Origin of the sequence: Levilactobacillus brevis (assembly GCA_021383565.1) — a bacterium.
Lineage (GTDB): Bacteria > Bacillota > Bacilli > Lactobacillales > Lactobacillaceae > Levilactobacillus > Levilactobacillus brevis_B.
In genome coordinates this window covers 1,127,090-1,146,288 of sequence record CP079699.1, presented here as the reverse complement: position 1 = coordinate 1,146,288, position 19,199 = coordinate 1,127,090, and the positions used below count along the sequence as shown (strand labels likewise).

Genomic DNA, 19,199 nt, shown 5'->3' with positions numbered 1-19,199 from the left:
GTTGAATGTCACGACGAAATAAATGGGTACTGGCTTTGATGTTCCTCTTGGGATTTGCGATTTTTGCGTATTCACTCCGGGACATTAAGTTTTCTGTTTTGGTCAATGACTTTGTGCATATTAACTTCTGGTGGTTTGGGGTCGCCATTTTATGCATGATTCTGTATTTAGGCTTGGAGTCCTGGATCGTGAAGGTTTTTATTTCCGATCGAATCGAGGGCTTTACTTTTAAGGATGCCGTGCGAATTCCACTGGTGGAGCAGTTGTTTAACGGGATTACCCCGTTTTCTTCCGGTGGTCAGCCCGCACAACTATTTGCCCTGATGCAGACCGGAGTGGATGCTGGGAAAGCGAGTTCGGTCTTACTGATGAAGTTCGTGGTCTATCAGTCAATGATCGTGATTAACTTTATCATTGCACTGATTATTGGGTTTCAACAGATTCAAGACAAGCTCCACGCACTCTCCTGGCTGGTGATCTTTGGTTTCACCATTCATCTGGCCGTTATTGTGGGACTCTTGATGATTATGTTTTGGTATTCGTTTACCAAGAAGATGGTCGGAGTGCTCCTGTATCCCTTCCACTGGTTCATGAAGGCCGAACGATTTCACCGAATCGAAGATAGCCTGAATAGTAAGATTGATTCCTTTTACGCGGAGAGTGTCCGCATCAGCGGCAAGGGCAAGCTCATGCTCCGCGTCTTTGTGATTACTTTCTTTCAATTGGCCTTTTACTACTTGATCCCTTACTTCATTATGCTGTCACTGGGGTACACCACGGCCAATATCGTTATGGTGACGAGTTTCCATATTCTGATTGTCATGGTGATTTCTCTGTTTCCTATTCCAGGAGGCTCTGGTGGGGCCGAGTATAGTTTTGAAATGATTTTCCGAAGCTACATCACGTCAAATAGTAAATTGGTCTTAGCAATGATTCTATGGCGCTTGTTGACCTACTACTTTGGGATGCTGGCGGGCTTGGTTGCCATGGTGATTCGTCCAGATAAGGTGACAGAAGAGTCGGATTTGTGAAATCCGTGAGTTTTTCTGCATTAGGGCGTGTCATCTCGTGCTAAGTTTGGTAAAATCATAAGGGAAAGCTAGAAAGGGGACCAACCATGGAAGAATCTCAATTGATCGGTATCATCAATCGCTTAAAGGCGATGCAAGAGGATGCCACCGACGAGCCACAACCCCGTCGTTTCGAAAAAGAAGGCGTTGAGCAGGCAACGGTTGTCTTTAACCAAGCCACTCACACGTACACGTTAACTGAACACAATCCGGAAACGACTTTTGAATTTGATAACATCGATTTAGTTGCTATCGAACTGTTTGATTTATTGACGGATAACTAAGACAAAACTATGGGTGGCCATAGTTTTGTTTTTTTATAATGATGAAAGATTGAATTTTTTCCAAAGGTTCTGTAATCGGATTGATTACCTCGCAATATCCGCTATACTTGAGAGATGTTAATTACTATGTGGAGGCAGTCGTAATGGCGAACTTTTTTAAGCGAAAGACGAACTGGTTAAATACCCGGATGGGATTTTTCCTTTTAATCGTCGTTTTATTTTGGGTAAAAACTTACATTGCCTATCAGACCGAGTTTACTTTAGGTGCTAAGGGGAGTGTTCAACAGTTTTTACTGCTGATTAACCCACTACCGGCCGCTCTGTTGGTGTTCGGGATCGCCCTGTATTTCCGGGGGCGATTAGCCTATTGGTTGATGCTGATTATTGATGTACTGGAATCAACCTGGATTTTTGCAAATGTGGTCTACTACCGAGAGTTCTCGGACTTCTTGTCCTTTGGGATTATGAAGGGCTCTAGTTCTGTGGGCAATAACCTGGGTAAGAGTCTGGCTCAGATTACGCATTTGTATGATTTTTTTGTTTATGTCGATATTGTGGTTTTAATTATTCTACTGGCCACGCACGTCAGTAAGATTGATGCGCGACCGTTTAAGCGGCGGTACGCTTTCTCACTGACGGTGTTGTCGTTTGCTCTGATGTTCGCGGAGTTTGGTATGGCGAACGCCGATCGAACGGGGCTTCTGACCCGGACATTTGACAATAACTATATCGTGAAGTATCTCGGCCTGAATGAGTATGCGGCCTTTAACGCCTACCAGACGCAAAAGGAGAGTGCCACGCGGGCGAGTGCGAATGCCTCGGACATGAAGAGTGTGCTGAAATATCTGAAGCAAAATCGGGTTAGTCCCAACGTGTCATACTATGGCAAGGAGAAGGGGAAGAACGTCTTCATCATTCACTTGGAGAGTTTCCAACAATTCCTGATCGACTACAAGGTTGACGGGAAGGAAGTCACCCCGACGTTGAATAAGTTCTACCATAACAATAATACCCTGTCATTTGATAACTTCTATAATCAGGTGGCCCAAGGGAAGACCTCCGATGCTGAAATGATGTTGGAAAACTCTCTGTTTGGCCTGCCACAGGGTTCGGCGATGACCACCTATGGGACGCAGAACACGTTCCAGGCGGCCCCAGCGATCCTGAGTCAAGAGGACGGCTATACGACGGCGGCATTCCATGGGGATGTTCCCAGCTTCTGGAACCGGGATAACACGTACAAGTCCTGGGGATATCAATACTTCTTTAGCTCCAGCTACTATACGGAGAAACCGGGGTATAGTGTCGGCTATGGTTTGAAGGATAAGATCTTCTTCAAACAGTCGGCTAAGTATATTGAGCAGTTACCGCAGCCATTTTATGCGAAGCTGATTACGCTGACAAACCATTATCCCTATGAGTTGGATAAGAAGAACACGGACTTCCCAGCAACTAAGACGGGGGATAAGACGGTGGACCCTTACGTGCAGACGGCCCACTACCTCGATCAATCCTTTGCCGAGTTCTTGAGCTACCTGAAGAAGGTCGGGTTGTATAAGAATAGTGTGATCGTGGCCTATGGGGACCACTATGGTATTTCGAACAACCACCGTCCCGCGATTGCGCAGCTGTTGGGCAAGAGCAAGGTTACCAGCTATGACTTGGCCCAATTCCAGAAGGTGCCATTCATGATTCACGCCAATGGACTCAAGGGGGGCATTAATCATACCTATGGTGGTGAGATTGATGTCCTGCCGACCTTGCTGGATCTGTTAGGCGTTAAGAACACGGATACGATTCAGTTTGGGCAAGATCTCTTGGCTAAGAATCGGAATCAAACGGTGGCCTTCCGTGACGGTAACTTTGTTTCGCCGAAGTATACCAAGGTAGGGGGCACCGTCTACGATACGCAGACGGGGAAAGTCTTGGAGTTGACGGCGGCGCAGAAGAAGGCAGTTGCCAAGCTTCAAAACCATGTCACGACGGAACTGTCCTTATCCGATCGGGTTATCTACGGTGACCTGCTACGGTTCTACACACCGAAGGGCTTTAAGAAGGTGGACAAGACGTCCTTTACCTATAAGCTGAAGCCGGCGATGGAACGTTTAGCGGACGCAGAGAAGTCGGAAAAGACCAGTGTTTTGGCGAAGAACAATGGTAAGAGTACCGTGTCGGACTATAAGACGGATGCGCCAGAATTAAAATAGATTGATTAAGGGTCGTGATCACTTAACGGTGATTGCGGCTTTTTTGGTAGATTAATGGGTTTCCGAGCTAGACCAGTGTGAGTACGTGGGGGTAGTGGGGTGATCAGAATGGGTATTTTTACAGGAGTGGAAGTGCCGGTGTGACGGGCTTTCGCATAAAACATCAAACTAATTTCAGTAAATATTCATTTTTTACTTGACCATAGTCGCAGATATTGGTAAACTATTTTCTGTTGTCATTTACAGGACAAACATTGTAACAGCAACGAAAGATTGCGACATAATTAATTTAAAAAAAGGCTTGACGGTCTGATTGATAATTGATATAGTAGTAATCGTTGTTGAGAATATTTATTCAACTGAGCTTCCAAAATTCAATATTTATTCAAAATATATTGAAAAAATCAGTTGACAGTAAATTGACAGCATGATATACTTTAAAAGTTGTCACGGAGCAAATGCTTCATTAGATAACTTGGTAGACCTTTGAAAACTGAACATTGTTTCGACAAACCAAATATGTGTAGGGCGGTTTGATATTTATATCAAACCCAAACAATATTTGCGAAGTCAATTCGCTTTTAAAAATGTAACAACAATCGATGAGCTATTCAAGCACATCATCTATAAGATGAGAGTTTGATCCTGGCTCAGGACGAACGCTGGCGGCATGCCTAATACATGCAAGTCGAACGAGCTTCCGTTAATTGACGTGCTTGCACTGATTTCAACAATGAAGCGAGTGGCGAACTGGTGAGTAACACGTGGGTAACTTGCCCAGAAGCAGGGGATAACACTTGGAAACAGGTGCTAATACCGTATAACAACAAAAACCGCATGGTTTTTGTTTGAAAGGTGGTTTCGGCTATCACTTCTGGATGGACCCGCGGCGTATTAGTTAGTTGGTGAGGTAAAGGCCCACCAAGACAATGATACGTAGCCGACCTGAGAGGGTAATCGGCCACATTGGGACTGAGACACGGCCCAAACTCCTACGGGAGGCAGCAGTAGGGAATCTTCCACAATGGACGAAAGTCTGATGGAGCAATGCCGCGTGAGTGAAGAAGGGTTTCGGCTCGTAAAACTCTGTTGTTAAAGAAGAACACTCCTGAGAGTAACTGTTCAGGAGTTGACGGTATTTAACCAGAAAGCCACGGCTAACTACGTGCCAGCAGCCGCGGTAATACGTAGGTGGCAAGCGTTGTCCGGATTTATTGGGCGTAAAGCGAGCGCAGGCGGTTTCTTAAGTCTGATGTGAAAGCCTTCGGCTTAACCGGAGAAGTGCATCGGAAACTGGGAGACTTGAGTGCAGAAGAGGACAGTGGAACTCCATGTGTAGCGGTGGAATGCGTAGATATATGGAAGAACACCAGTGGCGAAGGCGGCTGTCTAGTCTGTAACTGACGCTGAGGCTCGAAAGCATGGGTAGCAAACAGGATTAGATACCCTGGTAGTCCATGCCGTAAACGATGAGTGCTAGGTGTTGGAGGGTTTCCGCCCTTCAGTGCCGTAGCTAACGCATTAAGCACTCCGCCTGGGGAGTACGACCGCAAGGTTGAAACTCAAAGGAATTGACGGGGGCCCGCACAAGCGGTGGAGCATGTGGTTTAATTCGAAGCTACGCGAAGAACCTTACCAGGTCTTGACATCTTCTGCCAATCTTAGAGATAAGACGTTCCCTTCGGGGACAGAATGACAGGTGGTGCATGGTTGTCGTCAGCTCGTGTCGTGAGATGTTGGGTTAAGTCCCGCAACGAGCGCAACCCTTATTATCAGTTGCCAGCATTCAGTTGGGCACTCTGGTGAGACTGCCGGTGACAAACCGGAGGAAGGTGGGGATGACGTCAAATCATCATGCCCCTTATGACCTGGGCTACACACGTGCTACAATGGACGGTACAACGAGTCGCGAAGTCGTGAGGCCAAGCTAATCTCTTAAAGCCGTTCTCAGTTCGGATTGTAGGCTGCAACTCGCCTACATGAAGTTGGAATCGCTAGTAATCGCGGATCAGCATGCCACGGTGAATACGTTCCCGGGCCTTGTACACACCGCCCGTCACACCATGAGAGTTTGTAACACCCAAAGCCGGTGAGATAACCTTCGGGAGTCAGCCGTCTAAGGTGGGACAGATGATTAGGGTGAAGTCGTAACAAGGTAGCCGTAGGAGAACCTGCGGCTGGATCACCTCCTTTCTAAGGAATATACGGAGGCTACACATACTTTGTCGAAACAATGGTCAGTTTTGAGAGGTCTACTCTCATAATTATATGATTTTGCTAAATGATTTTGGGCGTATAGCTCAGCTGGTTTAGAGCGCACGCCTGATAAGCGTGAGGTCGATGGTTCGAGTCCATTTATGCCCATTGACCGCAAGGTCATCATTTTGGGGAATTAGCTCAGATGGGAGAGCACCTGCTTTGCAAGCAGGGGGTCAGCGGTTCGATCCCGCTATTCTCCATTGGCACGTAAAGTGCCAAGGAATTTGTTCTTTGAAAACTAGATATTATCAATTATTTTCCTTTAATTATTAAGATAATTAAACCGAGAAACAACTGCGTATTTTTGAGTTTTTTAATTAGTTTATATCGCTAATACTCAATTAATCAGCGATTACGACGTAATCGTTAGGTTAAGTTATGAAGGGCGCATGGTGGATGCCTTGGTACTAGGAGCCGATGAAGGACGGGACTAACACCGATATGCTTCGGGGAGCTGTACGTAAGCTTTGATCCGGAGATTTCCGAATGGGGAAACCCAATTACTTTAATCAGTAATTACAACTCAGGGAATACATACTTGAGTTGAGGCAGACGTGGGGAACTGAAACATCTAAGTACCCACAGGAATAGAAAGAAAAATCGATTCCCTAAGTAGCGGCGAGCGAACGGGGAATAGCCCAAACCAAAGAGCTTGCTCTTTGGGGTTGTAGGACTGAACATTTGAGTTACCAAAGTCAATGATAATCGAAGAGTCTGGGAAGGCTCGGCACAGAGGGTGATACCCCCGTAGATGAAATCGTTGACCCTCAGTTCAGTATCCTGAGTACGGCCACACACGTGAAACGTGGTCGGAATCCGGGAGGACCATCTCCCAAGGCTAAATACTCCCTAGTGACCGATAGTGAACCAGTACCGTGAGGGAAAGGTGAAAAGCACCGCGGAAGCGGAGTGAAATAGTTCCTGAAACCATGTGCCTACAATTAGTTAGAGCCCGTTAATGGGTGATAGCGTGCCTTTTGTAGAATGAACCGGCGAGTTACGTTAATTTGCAAGGTTAAGGTGGAAAGACCGGAGCCGTAGCGAAAGCGAGTCTGAAACGGGCGTTTCAGTAAATTGACGTAGACCCGAAACCAGGTGACCTATCCATGTCCAGGTTGAAGGTGCGGTAAAGCGCACTGGAGGACCGAACCCGTGTATGTTGAAAAATGCTGGGATGAGGTGTGGATAGCGGTGAAATTCCAAACGAACTTGGAGATAGCTGGTTCTCTCCGAAATAGCTTTAGGGTTAGCCTCGGAGTTAAGAATCGTGGAGGTAGAGCCACTGTTTGGACTAGGGGCCCGTCATGGGTTACTGAATTCAGATAAACTCCGAATGCCACAGATTTATATCCGGGAGTCAGACGATGAGTGATAAGATCCACCGTCGAAAGGGAACAGCCCAGACCACCAATTAAGGTCCCTAAATACATGCTGAGTGGAAAAGGATGTGGAGTTGCATAGACAGCTAGGATGTTGGCTCAGAAGCAGCCACCATTTAAAGAGTGCGTAATAGCTCACTAGCCGAGTGATCCCGCGCCGAAAATATACCGGGGCTAAGCATGTTACCGAAATTGTGGATGCGACCAATAGGTCGCGTGATAGGAGAGCGTTCTAAGGGCAACGAAGCTAGACCGCAAGGACTAGTGGAGCGCTTAGAAGTGAGAATGCCGGTATGAGTAGCGAAAGATCAGTGAGAATCTGATCCACCGAATGACTAAGGTTTCCTGGGAAGGCTCGTCCTCCCAGGGTTAGTCGGGACCTAAGCCGAGGCTGAGAAGCGTAGGCGATGGATAACAGGTTGATATTCCTGTACTAGTTAATCATGTTTGAACGATGGAGGGACGCAGGAGGCTATGGTGTGCACACGATTGGAAATGTGTGTTCAAGCGTCAAGTCTGGCGATGAGTTAAATGCTTATCGCTAAGGACAAGGCGTGACGAGGACCGAATTTTAGTAGGGAAGCGCCAGATGTCACACTGCCGAGAAAAGCTTCTAGTTAGTGATTAATTACCCGTACCGCAAACCGACACAGGTAGTCGAGGAGAGTATCCTAAGGTGAGCGAGTGAACTCTCGTTAAGGAACTCGGCAAAATGACCCCGTAACTTCGGGAGAAGGGGTGCTACACGCAAGTGTAGCCGCAGTGAAAAGGCCCAGGCGACTGTTTATCAAAAACACAGGTTTCTGCAAAATCGTAAGATGACGTATAGGGGCTGACGCCTGCCCGGTGCTGGAAGGTTAAGTGGATGAGTTAGCTTCGGCGAAGCCCAGAAATGAAGCCCCAGTAAACGGCGGCCGTAACTATAACGGTCCTAAGGTAGCGAAATTCCTTGTCGGGTAAGTTCCGACCCGCACGAAAGGCGTAACGATCTGGGCACTGTCTCAACGAGAGACTCGGTGAAATTATATTACCTGTGAAGATGCAGGTTACCCGCGACAGGACGGAAAGACCCCATGGAGCTTTACTGTAGCTTGATATTGGGTGTTGACACAGCTTGTACAGGATAGGTCGGAGCCGTAGAACTCGGAACGCTAGTTTCGAGTGAGGCGCTGGTGGGATACGACCCTCGCTGTGTGAACACTCTAACCCACACCACTAATCGTGGTGGGAGACAGTGTCAGGTGGGCAGTTTGACTGGGGCGGTCGCCTCCTAAAAAGTAACGGAGGCGCCCAAAGGTTCTCTCAGAATGGTTGGAAATCATTCGTCGAGTGTAAAGGCAGAAGAGAGCTTGACTGCGAGACAGACAGGTCGAGCAGGGACGAAAGTCGGGCTTAGTGATCCGGTGGTACCGTATGGAAGGGCCATCGCTCAACGGATAAAAGCTACCCTGGGGATAACAGGCTTATCTCCCCCAAGAGTCCACATCGACGGGAGGTTTGGCACCTCGATGTCGGCTCATCGCATCCTGGGGCTGTAGTCGGTCCCAAGGGTTGGGCTGTTCGCCCATTAAAGCGGTACGCGAGCTGGGTTCAGAACGTCGTGAGACAGTTCGGTCCCTATCCGTCGCGGGCGTAGGAAATTTGAGAGGAGCTGTCCTTAGTACGAGAGGACCGGGATGGACATACCGCTGGTGTACCAGTTGTGCCGCCAGGCGCATCGCTGGGTAGCTATGTATGGATGAGATAAACGCTGAAAGCATCTAAGTGTGAAACTCGCCTCGAGATGAGATTTCCCATTCCTATATGGAAGTAAGACCCCTGAGAGATGATCAGGTAGATAGGCTGGAAGTAGCAGCGCCGTGAGGCGTGGAGCGGACCAGTACTAATCGGTCGAGGACTTAACCAAGTTGAAAACGTGGTTGTTTCCGTTGGAAAGTAATTGATGATGTCTAGTTTTGAGAGAATAAGCTCTCAGTAGTGTGGTGGCGATAGCCTAAAGGATACACCCGTTCCCATGCCGAACACGGAAGTTAAGCTTTAGCACGCCGATAGTAGTTGGGGGATCGCCCCCTGCGAGGATAGGACGTTGCCACGCGATTATTCCGGCATAGCTCAGTTGGTAGAGCACCTGACTGTTAATCAGGTTGTCGACGGTTCGAGCCCGCCTGCCGGAGCTTAATAATGGAGAGTTGTCCGAGTGGCTGAAGGAGCAGCATTGGAAATGCTGTAAACGGGTACTAACCTGTTTCGAGGGTTCGAATCCCTCACTCTCCGTTTCATAAGTATGACCCGTTGGTCAAGTGGTTTAAGACACCGCCCTTTCACGGCGGTAACATGGGTTCGAATCCCGTACGGGTCATTTTGGAGGATTAGCTCAGTTGGGAGAGCGTCTGCCTTACAAGCAGAGGGTCACAGGTTCGAGCCCTGTATCCTCCATATAACATAATACATTATGGTCCGTTGGTCTAGTTGGTTTAGGACGCCTGCCTGTCACGCAGGAGATCACGAGTTCGAGTCTCGTACGGACCGTTGTTATGTTATTAACAATTTAATACACAACAAACATATTACATGATGGTATGGCTCGGTAGCTCAGTTGGTAGAGCAATGGATTGAAGCTCCATGTGTCGGCGGTTCGATTCCGTCCCGCGCCATTTATGGTGGGGTAGCGAAGTCTGGCTAAACGCGGCGGACTGTAAATCCGCTCCTTCGGGTTCGGTGGTTCGAATCCACTCCCCACCATCATTATAGGGATATAGTTCAATGGTAGAACAACGGTCTCCAAAACCGTCGATGTGGGTTCAACTCCTACTATCCCTGTTTGTAATGTGATGGCGGTATTGGTGAAGGGGTTAACACACCGGATTGTGGTTCCGGCACGCGTGGGTTCGATTCCCACATACCGCCCTAGATTGGGGCATCTTGAAGTATTTCAGCTGGTCCAGTCAGATTGGATAGGCGATTATGGTGGTATAGCCAAGTGGTAAGGCAGAGGTCTGCAAAACCTTCATCGTCGGTTCGAATCCGATTACCACCTTTGACTGGGTGTATCCAATCAGTATTTTTTTGCCGGAGTGGCGGAACTGGCAGACGCGCTGGACTCAAAATCCAGTGACCGTTGAGGTCGTGTGGGTTCGAACCCCACCTCCGGTATCACAAAGAACATGTTCGGTCTTCATAAAGATGCGACAAACGTTGAGAAATCAATGTTTGTCGTTTTTTTTAACGGTTAAAATGTTCGCCTATGTCTCCGCACAAACGATCCGGGCTAGTAGCCGTGGTCAAGCATCTTCATTCGGCTGTGGAGGCTAAGGTGAGGGGAGCGAAACTATACGCCTTTATCCTGGGCTTCAGTTAGCTCTTAACTGTACCTGATGGTTCCTTGCTACGAAATTGTGATAGGGAGTGAGCGCAAGGAATATGGTAGAGAAAACAGCGGATCGGGTATTGGAAAAGCACGCTGAGTAGGTTGAGCATATTATATAATTTATGAACGGTAGAGAGCAATTTGGAAGCCAAAGAAAAGTTTATGATGCGATTGAGTAAGGGAAACGTGATCTGTAGGGAACTAGACAATCTTTAGGGGAAGAAAGTGAAATCATGAAAAGCGTGCTGAGATACTTGTTATTCTTACTTTACGGGGCATTTTTAATGATAATTCTGCTAACTTGGAATACGCAACATACTAAGAATGGGTGGTTAGTTCCGATAACCCCCTATACTGTCTGGATATTTCTAAGCTGGTTATTGTGTTATCCATGGTTACGGGGAAAATTGGGATACTTGTTTATTAGGCGTGGTAAAAACAGAACCTCGACATCAAATGGTATACCCGCGTATCCCTGGTACTACGCAATAGGGACCACGCGAAGCATTGGTGAAGTTTTTAGTCTGATCTACATATTCTGTGAACACCTATTGATAAGCTTCTTACTGATACTGTTCGGTCCCCTGGTCACGGGTACGCTGCTTCTAGTCACGTTGTTCAGCAAAAGCAAGTAACCACCCAATTGAGCTTTGTCCATGTGGGTGTTAGGCGTCTTCGTTTCTACGAATAGTCATATTGGAAGAAATGACCTGTCCTCGAGTTTTGAGGGCAGGCCATTTCTGTTTACGCTCGCACGTAGGTAGTGAGAGTCATACGGCCCAATCGGCTATCTAAGCGGGTGCTGATCAAGCGGGATTGACCTAGACAATTGCGTGGTAGGTTAAAGCTATAGGATACGTTACAAGGCACAACAGGTCCTAGTGGGTGGGAAGGGGATTAGCAGTCGGAAAGTCTTCTCCGCGCTCTTTCACCGGAGATATAGGGACGTATCAAAGCTTACCGATAAATAGCAAATTAAATAGGAAAGAACTGTCCAGGTGATTAGCATAATGAGCGCTAATGAATGGGGGGCAGAGCACGTGCCATGACCTTAGCCAACCAGCCGTTAACTACCGTGGAACAGCAACCTTGACAAATGACGGCACCCCTAGAAAAAGCCCACCAACAAGCGTTTATGACCGTCTGACGGGATGGCGTCTATGACCCCTTATTGTGGCGCAAAAAAAGACTCTAGCCGGACAAGCTAGAGTCTGTCAGTCAAATAAGAAAGTTTGTTGTTAGATGTTTTAAGCGTTGTAGGCGTCTTGTAAACCAACCTTGTCTTGATGGTCGATGGAAGCGTAACGGTCGGAAGCGTACATCACGCTGGACTTGTCACCGGAGTGGCTCAGGCCTAAAGCATGGCCAATTTCATGGGTGGCAACGTTGGTCCGTTGACTCTTGGTGTAACCGTACTTGGTTAAGAGACTCCGGTTCAACGTGGACTTGGCGGAAACGATCTGGTTGTTATCGCTTTTCTTTAAGTAAGAGTAGTTCGTGTAACCGGCCAACTTGCCGCTCTTGGTGCTTAATGACTTGGAAGAAGTTAAGGTGATGTCAGCCTTTTCACCGCTCTTAGCAGCCTTTAACTGAACAACGCCGACCTTGTTCCAACGCTTAACGGCGTTCTTCCAAACACTCTTGTAGTACTTAGAAGAGGTGTTGGTCTTGTAAGTAATCGTAGTATCATCCCAGCTCCCCCAAGATGGTGTGGGCTTGCTAGCGGAAGCGAAGATCGTGGAACTGAAACTGGCCAGAGTTAAGACGATGGTGGCAACGACTAAAACTGTCCATTTAACAACTTTCTTTAACATTTGAATGACCTCTTTCTTATTTCCGAACGTTTTACAATTCGGTTGTGTAATATCTTATTGACTATCGTCAGTATAGAACGGGGAGTGGAAGAGGTGTTATGCCATAATGTCGAGTGTGGATAGTTTTCGGGGGACAATCTTGTCGATGTGGATATAAATGGTCGAAAAAGACCTGTAACACCGCGAAAAGCGTTACACATTAGGCATTGTGGCCACTTGTAAAATTATCGAAAAAGCGCTTTCTAAAAATTGAAAACACGCAAAAAAAGAGCAGATAAAGTAGAACTCTTTTTATAGAGTCACTTTAACTGCTCTTTTTATTAAGTTAATTATATTTCGAATGTAACGAACATTCTATAGTAACACTTTACCGAATGTGGGGCAATTATCGATATTTCACGGCGGTCCCGTAAGCGGCCACGGATTGCATGTCCGTGCCAATGGAACCGGAATCAAAACGCATCATGACCACGGCATCGGCGCCCATGGCAATCGCATTGGCCCGTAACCGTTCGATGGCAATATTTCGCGATTCATTCAACATTTTGGTGTAGTCCTTGATCTCACCGCCCACGACGTTTTTGAGTGACGCGCCGATGTTTCGCATGATGTTCTTAGACTGCGTCGTCAGGCCGAAGACCTCGCCCAATACCTCGTAGTCCTGTCCGGGAATCTTTTCCGTGGTGGTGACTAAAATTTCTGGCATAATCAGTATCCTCCTTAGGGTTCTTGACCATCATGTTACCGGTATTAGCCGGTAATTACAACTGAATCAAAATCCGAAGTGATCGCCATGAATTTTGACGAGTGCCACGACAATTTTTTCTGCATGAATAAGCGATAATTGACTGTTCATGCAGTTAAAATCCCGTAGCCACCGTGTAAAAATGCATAATCTGCGCATTAATCAGATATGTAAGACAGAACGCAAACAATATCAATTGTTAATTGTACGTCCGACGTGCTAAAGTAAGATTATGGAGGCCTGCTTAAGAGGCCCGAAAAAGGAGTAACTATGACAACTGACGCCAATGAGCAATTGACCTTATTCCCGAACGAGACGCGTAATCAGCCCTTAACAGCTCAGGATCGCGATGTGATCGACCGCTTCCTCGCTTCTCGCCAGGCCCATCGACAATTGACGATTGAAGTTGAACGCCAGCTACGTGAACCTTTGGATAATTACCATCATCAGCGCTTGTTTTACCGCGACGTCACCGATTTGACCCACTTTCGGCTGAACTTCTTTCGACACGTGGGACACTTCCTCCAGCAGTCCGTGGCGGCGACCTATCAGTTAGAATTCTGGGACCGTAAGTCGCATCGCAAGTTCTCTTTTCCCGCCGCAGAACTCTTACAGGCCGACCAGTGCGTTGTTGAGCAGGGGACTGCGGTCGAGACGCTGACCTACACCAACTTCGGGTACAAGATCAGACGGACGTTTGACATTCAAAATCAGCATCTGTATTGGAAAAAATCGCAATTTTACGTCGACGGTCGGCCCTGTCAGCTGGTCGACGGACTTATGTTACTCCAGCAGCGATTGGAAGTCCGGTCATTATGGCTACGGGGTTCGTTGTTGCACATCAAGGATTTCACCTAAAGCGTGAGCCGGATTGCGCACGATAGTTAAGTTGAACCGCTGAGTTGGTAATTGAAACGTGGGCTAAGGGGCGCATCAAACGTCCCTTGGCTCACGTTTCGCGTGAACGCAAGTCAAAAAAGAGGTAAAGAAAAAATCCAACCGCTATTTTCATGCCGGTTGGATTCATTAGTTTGCCGATGACTGGGCTGCTAAAATTGTCGCTAATCGCCGCTTAGTCGCCCCAATTTGGCCACGTAGGAGCTCAGTGTGGCTCACCGGGACAATATTCGCCAGGCGATGTTGATGGCCGCTAGCGTTAAGAATGTGCTCATCAACGACGTAGATAGTAGTCGGGTCAACCACCAGATCCCAGTGGTGTTCGGCTTGAACTGATTGTGGAGATAGGGATAAAGCCGTGATTAGGCTCTGACAAAAGCGATCGATCAGGGCAGCGTCGACAATGGTGTTTCCAGTTAGCGTGGGCTGAAATTTACCGCTGAGGATGTCACCGATCACTTTGATTTCAGGCATAGGAGTTCCTCCAATTTCAATGATGCCCCATTTTAACACGGGAATTCACCGAACGGGACCGATTGCCGCCGAGCTTAGCGAAACTTTAAAATTACATAACTAAATCGTTAGCCGCCTAGTTAAAAATTAGTAGGCCGAGAAGTAATTGGACGACGCTGGTCGTGACCAGTTGATAACGGTCGTTGATCTTGGGCTGCAACCACCAATAGGCCAGAGCAAAGATTGCGGCGAACAGGACCCGCCAAGACAAGTCCAAAAAGAGCAGGGCGATTAACATGACGGCTGGTGTCACCAGCGTCCATCGCCAATCGCGTTCGGCGGGCAAGTAGTCGCGCTCGAAGAAGAGCAGGTAGCTGGCGACGAGGGGAATTAACGGTAGGAGAAATTGGGTTGCCAGGTAATGATTTCGTAGAAAGAAGAGAATTACCGGAACGCCACAGCCTGCCAGAAAGCTAAAGACCACGAGGCCATAAGCGGATTGTAGACCTAATTGGGGGATGCACGCGAGCACCAAAAACACGCAGAGTAGTAGCGCGTATAGCTGAATCAGGTGGTCGTGTGGCGCCGCCAGAAACCCCAGCGTGGCGGCAGCCACCACGAGAATTGGCCCGATGTGGGATTGAAAATGGCGTTTTAGGATCAGAAAGTAGCCGGCTGCCAGTAGCATCCCGTATCCGCCGAGGTAGATTTTGACATCGGTAGCCAGGGGCGTGCCCGTCGCCGCGGTCGACCCGGCGACCCACCAGAGGATATTTTGAAAAAAGGCAAAGATGAACAGCTGCTGGACCGTTCGATTTTTAAAGAAGGCCATGATTGTGGTCATGGAATCGCTCCATTTCAACAAATATTAGTATTGTCTTTTATAATAGATATTGTTTTGTGCGTGGTCAATCATTCTTTTCAAAAAAACGGCAAGCTTTCTTTTAACCACCCGTGATATATGTTAGAATGCTTAAGTTATGAGTCAATTCCCGATAGGATTCACGGATCACGTGAAGCTGCCTTGTAACCGACTGACGCGAGATTATCGGTCAACTCGTCGTCAACACTATCTAGGGGGAATATCCATTGCAAGAACGACATTTATTTACATCAGAATCCGTCTCAGAAGGCCATCCAGATAAAATCGCTGATCAGATCAGTGACGCCATCTTGGACGCCTTACTGGCTCAGGATCCGGATTCACGGGTGGCCTGCGAGACTTCCGTGACGACCGGCTTGGTGCTGGTCTTCGGTGAAATCTCAACCAAGGCTTACGTGGACATCCAAAAGGTGGTCCGTCAGACCATTAAAGAAATTGGATACACGGATGGCCAATATGGCTTCGACGGTGACAACTGTGCCGTCTTAGTCGCCATCGACGAACAATCACCCGACATTGCGCAAGGGGTCGATGACTCCTACGAAACGCGTGAAGGGGACGAAGATCCATTAGATAAGATTGGTGCAGGTGACCAAGGGTTAATGTTTGGTTACGCCATCGATGAGACACCAGAATTGATGCCTCTACCAATTACGCTCAGTCACGCTCTAATGCGGCGGATTGCTAGCTTGCGGAAGATGGGTACCATTGATTATTTACGGCCAGACGCTAAGGCGGAAGTCACCGTTGAATACGATGATGATGGCAAGCCATTACGTGTCGACACGGTCGTCTTGAGCACGCAACACGATCCCGACGTGACGTTGGATCAGATTCGTCAAGACGTGATCGACAAGGTCGTTAAAGACGTGATTCCAGCCAAGCTGTTGGATGATCAGACCAAGTACTTCATTAATCCTACGGGCCGCTTCGTCATCGGGGGTCCTCAAGGGGATGCCGGTTTGACTGGCCGGAAGATCATCGTGGACACTTATGGTGGCGCTGCGCACCATGGTGGTGGGGCCTTTTCCGGTAAGGATGCCACGAAGGTGGACCGTTCAGCGAGTTACGCTGCCCGTTACATCGCCAAGAACATCGTGGCGGCCAAGTTGGCCAGCGAATGTGAAGTGCAGATTGCCTACGCGATTGGGGTGGCTGAACCCGTTTCTGTCTCCATCAACACGTTTGGCACCGGGACCGTTTCGGAAGCTAAATTAGCTCAGGCCGTGCGTCAACTCTTTGACCTGCGTCCTGCTGGCATCATCAAGATGTTAGACTTGAAGCGGCCAATCTACAAGCAAACCGCTGCGTACGGCCACTTTGGTCGGACCGACATCGACTTGCCTTGGGAACACACGGACAAGGTTGATGCCTTGAAGGCTGCTTGCAAGTAAAGCATGCTGATTAACGTTTAAATTGAAATCCTGCTAGTGGGCCAACGGCTTGCCAGCAGGATTTTTGAGTTGGTGGCTAAAATTAATTGGGCGAGTAATCCGCGTCTGCCAGGCATTCTATCACAGCCGCCTTGTGTGAGCTGGTCGCCTTACCGTTCGCCCAAGATGAGCTGGAACGCGATGGGCAGGACGGAGAAAGCCTAAGGAGCGGTCTTTCTCCTCGCTTGGAATCACCAAAAACCGGTGTTTCCAAGTCGCCATTATCTAACCGGCTCACGCCGTTCAGATAATCCCACGGCTGAGCTCATCTTGGGCTCACTATCGGCTGTGGTAAGGCGGCCAACAAGGCGGCCAGCAAGCACAATCATGAAGCCCTTCACTGGTTTATTGTCATCAGGGGTTGTATTTTTAGAGGTGACCCGTGATAATATAAAGTATTACTGTTTCAAACAGAACTTGGGAAGTAGCGCGCTTGGCTACTCAGTTTCGTTGTGTGGTGGGGCCCAACGGTAGGAGGAAATTATGAAAAAGAAACAAACAAACGTTAAGGTTGTAACGATTGCCGTATTTGTGGCAACGTTCATGTCCGCCGTTGAAGGGACCATCGTCTCCACTGCCATGCCAACCATCGTCGGTGATTTACGCGGGGTGGCCCTGATGAACTGGGTCTTCTCGATCTTCTTGCTGACCAGCGCTATTGCCACGCCCATCTATGGTAAATTGGCTGATACGATGGGACGGAAAGTGGTGTTCCTCGTCGGCCTATTCATCTTCGTCTTGGGGTCCACGCTATCGGGGATGTCCCACAGCATGGAGACGCTGATTGCCTGGCGAGCGTTGCAGGGTATCGGTGCCGGCGCGATTATGCCCGTCTCCTTTACGATTCTAGCCGATATCTACCCGGTAGAGCAGCGGGCCCGCGTGATGGGTCTCAACGGTTCTGCTTGGGGGATTGCGGCAGTGGTTGCACCCTTACTGGGGGGCTTCATCGTCGACCAACTCAGCTGGCACTGGATCTTCTTCATCAACATTCCGATTGGGATTGTCACGATGGGGTTGATCTGGTTCTACCTGAATGAACAGACGCAACGCAAGGCCTTCAGCATGGACTGGGCCGGCTGTATTTGGCTGTCCGTAGGTTTATTGGCGGTCATGCTGACATTCCAGCTACTGGGTGAGGGTGACCTCAACGTTGTCTGGGTCGTCGCTGGCTTCACCGTGGCCATCGCCGCGTTCTGGATATTTATTCACCGGGAAAAGCGAGCGGCTGATCCACTGATTCCCATGGCGCTATTTGCCAACCGGACCTTCGTGGTGCAGAACTTAATTGCGGCACTATTGAGTGGGTTCATCATGGGCTTTGAAGTTTATCTTCCCACTTGGACGCAGGGGCTGTTGGGCCTGAAAGCGTCCGAAGCCGGGTTCGCGATTACGCCTAGCTCTCTGATGTGGATTGTTGGGTCCTTCATCGCGGGTAAATTATTGATGAAACGGTCCCCGTATCAAATTGTCAATATCAGTCTAACATTGGTACTGATTGGTGCGGTCACCATGGCTGTGATTCCCGCAACCACACCATTCTGGAGCTTCTTCGTGATTGCGGCAATCTGTGGGACCGGATTTGGGATTACGATCACCACCACGACCGTCACGGTGCAGAGCAAAGTGGCCGTCGACGAGATCGGCGTGGCCACATCTTTTAACACGTTGGCCCGGACGCTGGGTCAGACCGTCATGGTGTCGGTCCTGGGAATTATCATGAACGTGGCCATGGCGCGTGGCGTGGCCAGTCATGCCGGAACCAATCTGGCAATGATGAATAAGTTGATTAACCCACAGACGGCCAAAGAGTTGCCAGCTAACCTTTTACCGACATTACATGGTATTCTGTACCAAGGCTTGCATGTGATCTTTATTGCAGGTGCGCTATTGATTGTTCTGTCATTTATCGTTAACCTGTTTGACCGCAAGGAAACACAGAGTCTTAGCGATCATCAAGCGTAATTATTCCCGTTTTAAAGGGGAGTACGGTATAATAGTTCTAAATGACCGAGAGTGGAGGCGAAGAAAATGTTCGAAAAAAATCATGCACGTTATGCCAGTTATGGCACCGTTGCGGTTCTACCCGGCGACATGATCGACGCCGTTTGGAAAATTATCGACCACGATCTTCAAGGGGTCTTCCCGTTGGAGAATTTACTGACGTTCAAGTTACACAATAACCAGGGAACGACCACATTTGAATACGTTCAAATGGACGATGATGATCAACCCGGTGCGCTCAGTGCGGGGTTTGATACCAATTTCGCTTATGCTCCCGAACTACCAGAAACCGTATTGGCTTACGATGATGGCGATAGTCAAATTATTCTGTTACCATCCGAAACGGCGGATCACTAGACAAAAAAATCTCCCCCAAACCAAGTGGCTTGGGGGAGATTTTTTGT

At 48.4% G+C, this 19,199-nt stretch carries 11 protein-coding genes, 13 tRNA genes, 3 rRNA genes and 1 riboswitch; of the genes, 23 read left to right on the top strand and 4 right to left on the bottom strand.

The window, feature by feature from the left end; genetic code table 11:
• Positions 1 to 5 precede the first annotated feature (5 nt).
• From KB236_05415 to KB236_05325, 19 genes are all read left to right on the top strand, one after another.
• Entirely contained in the window at positions 6 to 1,031 is a 1,026-nt protein-coding gene (locus KB236_05415; protein ID UIF30146.1) for a flippase-like domain-containing protein, read from the top strand.
• 86 nt (positions 1,032 to 1,117) lie between these two features.
• Positions 1,118 to 1,354: a YkuJ family protein gene (locus KB236_05410; protein ID UIF30145.1), complete on the top strand. Its 237-nt coding sequence runs from the start codon at positions 1,118 to 1,120 to the stop codon at positions 1,352 to 1,354.
• Positions 1,355 to 1,497: 143 nt separating this feature from the next.
• Positions 1,498 to 3,561, top strand: coding sequence for an LTA synthase family protein (locus tag KB236_05405; protein UIF30144.1), 2,064 nt, complete (start codon positions 1,498 to 1,500; stop codon positions 3,559 to 3,561).
• 627 nt (positions 3,562 to 4,188) lie between these two features.
• A 16S ribosomal RNA gene (locus KB236_05400) occupies positions 4,189 to 5,754 on the top strand.
• A 96-nt stretch (positions 5,755 to 5,850) separates the two neighbouring features.
• Positions 5,851 to 5,925, top strand: a tRNA-Ile gene (locus KB236_05395).
• A gap of 22 nt (positions 5,926 to 5,947) precedes the next feature.
• Positions 5,948 to 6,020: transfer RNA gene (locus KB236_05390), tRNA-Ala, on the top strand.
• A 169-nt stretch (positions 6,021 to 6,189) separates the two neighbouring features.
• Positions 6,190 to 9,105, top strand: a 23S ribosomal RNA gene (locus KB236_05385).
• A gap of 72 nt (positions 9,106 to 9,177) precedes the next feature.
• Positions 9,178 to 9,294, top strand: a 5S ribosomal RNA gene (gene rrf / locus KB236_05380).
• The 16S, 23S and 5S rRNA genes sit together here with 13 tRNA genes alongside, the layout of an rRNA operon.
• 6 nt (positions 9,295 to 9,300) lie before the next feature.
• A tRNA-Asn gene (locus KB236_05375) sits at positions 9,301 to 9,373 on the top strand.
• Between the two features lie 9 nt (positions 9,374 to 9,382).
• A tRNA-Ser gene (locus KB236_05370) sits at positions 9,383 to 9,473 on the top strand.
• 12 nt (positions 9,474 to 9,485) lie between these two features.
• A tRNA-Glu gene (locus tag KB236_05365) sits at positions 9,486 to 9,558 on the top strand.
• 4 nt (positions 9,559 to 9,562) lie between these two features.
• Positions 9,563 to 9,635, top strand: a tRNA-Val gene (locus KB236_05360).
• A gap of 18 nt (positions 9,636 to 9,653) precedes the next feature.
• Positions 9,654 to 9,728, top strand: a tRNA-Asp gene (locus KB236_05355).
• 52 nt (positions 9,729 to 9,780) lie between these two features.
• Positions 9,781 to 9,853, top strand: a tRNA-Phe gene (locus tag KB236_05350).
• A gap of 5 nt (positions 9,854 to 9,858) precedes the next feature.
• Positions 9,859 to 9,941: transfer RNA gene (locus KB236_05345), tRNA-Tyr, on the top strand.
• Between the two features lie 7 nt (positions 9,942 to 9,948).
• Positions 9,949 to 10,019 (top strand) — tRNA-Trp (locus KB236_05340).
• 14 nt (positions 10,020 to 10,033) lie between these two features.
• Positions 10,034 to 10,106, top strand: a tRNA-His gene (locus KB236_05335).
• Between the two features lie 59 nt (positions 10,107 to 10,165).
• Positions 10,166 to 10,236, top strand: a tRNA-Cys gene (locus KB236_05330).
• 31 nt (positions 10,237 to 10,267) lie between these two features.
• Positions 10,268 to 10,352: transfer RNA gene (locus tag KB236_05325), tRNA-Leu, on the top strand.
• Between the two features lie 1,461 nt (positions 10,353 to 11,813).
• On the opposite strand, the gene KB236_05320 is transcribed toward KB236_05325, so the two are convergent.
• Positions 11,814 to 12,380, bottom strand: a complete 567-nt coding sequence (locus KB236_05320; protein ID UIF30143.1) for a matrixin family metalloprotease — start codon at positions 12,378 to 12,380, stop codon at positions 11,814 to 11,816.
• 385 nt (positions 12,381 to 12,765) lie between these two features.
• Positions 12,766 to 13,089 (bottom strand): heavy metal-binding domain-containing protein, encoded by a 324-nt coding sequence (locus KB236_05315; protein ID UIF30296.1) that lies wholly within the window; start codon positions 13,087 to 13,089, stop codon positions 12,766 to 12,768.
• A gap of 330 nt (positions 13,090 to 13,419) precedes the next feature.
• Between KB236_05315 and KB236_05310 the strand changes: the two genes are divergently transcribed.
• Entirely contained in the window at positions 13,420 to 13,983 is a 564-nt protein-coding gene (locus KB236_05310) for a hypothetical protein (protein UIF30295.1), read from the top strand.
• Between the two features lie 168 nt (positions 13,984 to 14,151).
• On the opposite strand, the gene KB236_05305 is transcribed toward KB236_05310, so the two are convergent.
• Together KB236_05305 and KB236_05300 are read right to left on the bottom strand one after the other, a co-directional pair.
• Positions 14,152 to 14,496: a hypothetical protein gene (locus KB236_05305; GenBank protein UIF30142.1), complete on the bottom strand. Its 345-nt coding sequence runs from the start codon at positions 14,494 to 14,496 to the stop codon at positions 14,152 to 14,154.
• Positions 14,497 to 14,611: 115 nt separating this feature from the next.
• Complete coding sequence (locus KB236_05300) at positions 14,612 to 15,319, bottom strand: hypothetical protein (GenBank protein UIF30141.1); 708 nt, start codon at positions 15,317 to 15,319, stop codon at positions 14,612 to 14,614.
• A gap of 129 nt (positions 15,320 to 15,448) precedes the next feature.
• A riboswitch (SAM riboswitch) is annotated at positions 15,449 to 15,567 on the top strand.
• Between KB236_05300 and metK the strand changes: the two genes are divergently transcribed.
• The 3 genes from metK to KB236_05285 all read left to right on the top strand — a co-directional run bounded on the left by metK (position 15,565) and on the right by KB236_05285 (position 19,152).
• Positions 15,565 to 16,752 (top strand): methionine adenosyltransferase, encoded by a 1,188-nt coding sequence (gene metK / locus KB236_05295; GenBank protein UIF30140.1) that lies wholly within the window; start codon positions 15,565 to 15,567, stop codon positions 16,750 to 16,752. Its footprint overlaps the riboswitch before it by 3 nt.
• Positions 16,753 to 17,274: 522 nt before the next feature.
• Complete coding sequence (locus KB236_05290) at positions 17,275 to 18,756, top strand: MFS transporter (protein ID UIF30139.1); 1,482 nt, start codon at positions 17,275 to 17,277, stop codon at positions 18,754 to 18,756.
• Positions 18,757 to 18,822: 66 nt separating this feature from the next.
• Complete coding sequence (locus KB236_05285) at positions 18,823 to 19,152, top strand: DUF960 domain-containing protein (protein ID UIF30138.1); 330 nt, start codon at positions 18,823 to 18,825, stop codon at positions 19,150 to 19,152.
• Positions 19,153 to 19,199 lie beyond the last annotated feature (47 nt).